This window comes from Bacillus sp. 5mfcol3.1 (genome assembly GCF_900114335.1).
GTDB classification, from domain to species: Bacteria; Bacillota; Bacilli; order Bacillales; family Bacillaceae_G; genus Bacillus_A; species Bacillus_A thuringiensis_S.
Genome location: NZ_FOST01000046.1, coordinates 1 through 2,969 on the forward strand (window position 1 = coordinate 1; position 2,969 = coordinate 2,969).

A 2,969-nucleotide genomic window follows, 5' to 3' on the forward strand; every position below is an offset into this window, starting at 1 on the left:
GTCATGCAAGACAAAAACGTATAGATCATGAGGCATCAAAGAACAATGTAACGTAAGCTACATTGTTTCTTTTTATAAAAAAACAGGAGGTTATTAGGATGTTATTATTTCATGAAGATATCGCATTAGGAGTCATTAAAGAGATTGGAGAAGGTGAACTTGTTTTACTTGTAAAAGATGAAGAACTAACAATCAAAATTACACGAGAACAAGAGGAAGAACTTGCAGTTCATGTCATGAATCAAGAGAATATGTTAGTTCCGATCAATGTAAAAACTCATGAGCTTTTCTTCGATACAGCTGAGAGATGGAATGAAGAGGAAATGGAGGAATTACAAAAAGCAAGTGAAAGAGTAGGAGAAGATCATGAGTAAAAGTTATAAGAAAAAGTATCAAACGAAATCACCAGAAGAAAAGAAAGAAGCTGTGCAAGCTTTAACAAAAAAGATGGAAAAAAGCGTTGAAGGTTATTTTCGTACACCGGGAGATTTAAAAGAGTATCTAACGTTTATGGCAAAGTTTTATCACTATTCACCATCTAATATTTCATTAATACAGAGTCAATTCCAGGGAGCCAGTGCAGTTGGTTCCTTTTCTTTTTGGAAAGAAAAAGGATTTCCGGTTAAGAAGGGTGAGAAAGGAATTAAAATTCTTGTTCCAAACCGAACGGTAGCAAAATTTAAAGACAAAGATGGGACATGGAAATCCATTACAAAGGCGAGTGAGCAAGAGAAAAAACAAATTGAATCTAAAAGCGTACAAGTGAAACCAGGTCGCTTATATTTTGCTGTCGGTCATGTGTTTGATGTGTCCCAAACAAACGCAAAAGCGGAAGATCTTCCTCGTATTTTTCCGAATCGTTGGCTAGACGGGAGCGTAACAGATTACAAGAGTTTGTACAAGGGAATGGAAGCCATTGCGGAAAAAAACGGTGTGAAAATTATTGTGCCGAAGCAAGAACTTGGGGTCGCAAAGGGGGTTAGTTACACCTTAACAAAAGAGGTTGCTTTGAATCCTAGAAACAGTGAATTACAAAATGTAAAAACACTTCTTCACGAATTGGCGCATGCCAAACTTCATACAGCAGAGACACATATGAATTACTCAGCACCAGAAAAAGAGTTTCAAGCAGAAATGACAGCTTATGCCGTTTCTTCTTACTTTGGGATTGATACGAGCGAATATTCTTTAGGGTATTTAGCAAACTGGACACAAGGAAAAGAAATGAAAGATAAAACGAAATTATTGAAAGAAGTACATGAAACTTCAATTGAATTTATTGAAACAATTGAAAGCACGTTGGAAAAAGAAAGAACAAACGAAAAAGGAGTAGATCATATGGAAAAACAAGGGTCTGAAAATAAAGATGGAAATGTAAGAGACAATTTCGAAATTTTAACGGGCATTCAACAAAATGCACAGCAACTTATCAATGAAAGGCTGGGATTAAATTTTGAAAAACATTGGGAAAACTATGAGATTCAGCTTTCAGAAGATAATCGTGTATTAGAAGAAATAAACCCTAATATTCGTTTGAATTTAAGGGAAATGGAACAGATCGTTTATGAATTTGGTACAAACAGAGAACAAGATTCACTTAAAAAAATTACAGATACATTAGAGCCATATTATGAAGCTGATTTGTTAGGAGATAGTTTCAATGATATACCACTTGCTAGGGTTTCATTAGATCGAGAAAAGAGTTTAAAAGTCGATTGTGTTAATGAGTATGTGAAAGAAAACCATAAGGATTTTTGGTTTCAAAATTCAGTGAGCCTAGCTTTGAATGTAATTAATCACCGAATTTCAACAGCGCATAAAGAAGTAATGAATAATGATATTGAATATAAAGGGCTATATCCAAAAGCCGAATCAGAAGTGATTTATTGCAATGAAACAGGCAAGCCACTACAGCAAAATGAAGAAGTTTTTCATGTCGAGGATCATGGATATACAGTAGCAGAAGAGGCAAGTTTTAAAGGTCTAGATAAAGGAGATGGGTATTATACAACGATTGAATATGAACATGTAGAAGAAAAAATACTTGCACCAATTGGACTAGAAAAAAACGATCAACATAGCCTGGTAAATGAAAAACAGAATGAAAAAAATATTTTACTAGTGGAATATATGAGCTTAAGTAATACGACACAAGAACTTATTTCTATTTCAGAGTTAAGGGAACAAGCAGATAGGAATCGTGCGTTTGAACCTGTAGATGGTGCAGAAAAATTGAGTGATAAAGAATTTATTGATGCATTTAACGAGGCGAATCAAGAAAAGTATGCAGCACTTAATCAGAATGAAATTAATCGTCCAACTATGCTAGTCCAATGGAGCGACAATGAAACTTTTAAGAATAATCAACTGATCCCATTTGGAGAAGCCAATGAAAAAATGGCTGAAGTTATTTCAAGTATTGAAAAAGCAAGGGAAGAAGCTAGAGAAAGAGGTGAAAGCATCCCTTACGATCAAGCTCGTTATCATATTGCCATTCCAAAAGAAGTCGATAGGGATTTTGGAAGAATGGAGCTTGTGAGTATGGATCGTATGAATATGGGGGATGGGGACTATAAGACACCGTATGAACAGGTACTAAACGAGAAAAGGCATTTATCGGATGAAGTAAAACAAGCGTTACGGGATGAGGTAGTAAACCATAGAAATAACAAAGAAATACCAATGGAAAAAGCACAAGAAAATCCATTAGAAAAATCGAAAGAGACACCCAACCACTTAGTTACAATTGAAGTATTAGCAAATGGTATGCAAGATGAAGAACTGGCAAGAATCCACATGATGGATGCCGTTACGAAAGATATAAATCATTTGTCTGTATGGAATCAAGATAAAACAAATCGGGACGATTTATATGTTTCCCTCATGGAAAAGAACGGGAAACGAGAAAATGTCTATTTAGATAACATTTTGAAACCAGATTTATATGAAAAGGTTCAAAGTTCTATCTT

2 protein-coding genes are annotated in these 2,969 nt (G+C 34.9%); both read left to right on the forward strand.

The window, feature by feature from the left end:
• Positions 1-98 precede the first annotated feature (98 nt).
• Entirely contained in the window at positions 99-374 is a 276-nt protein-coding gene (locus BM089_RS30250) for a hypothetical protein (protein WP_090979178.1), read from the forward strand.
• The coding region (locus tag BM089_RS30255; protein ID WP_090979181.1) for an LPD25 domain-containing protein at positions 367-2,969 on the forward strand (2,603 nt) is incomplete at its 3' end. The genes BM089_RS30250 and BM089_RS30255, both read left to right, overlap by 8 nt.

Coding starts and splice junctions, on each gene's coding strand:
- BM089_RS30250 (WP_090979178.1), top strand. CDS start 99: ATGTTATTATTTCATGAAGATATCGCATTAGGAGTCATTAAAGAGATT.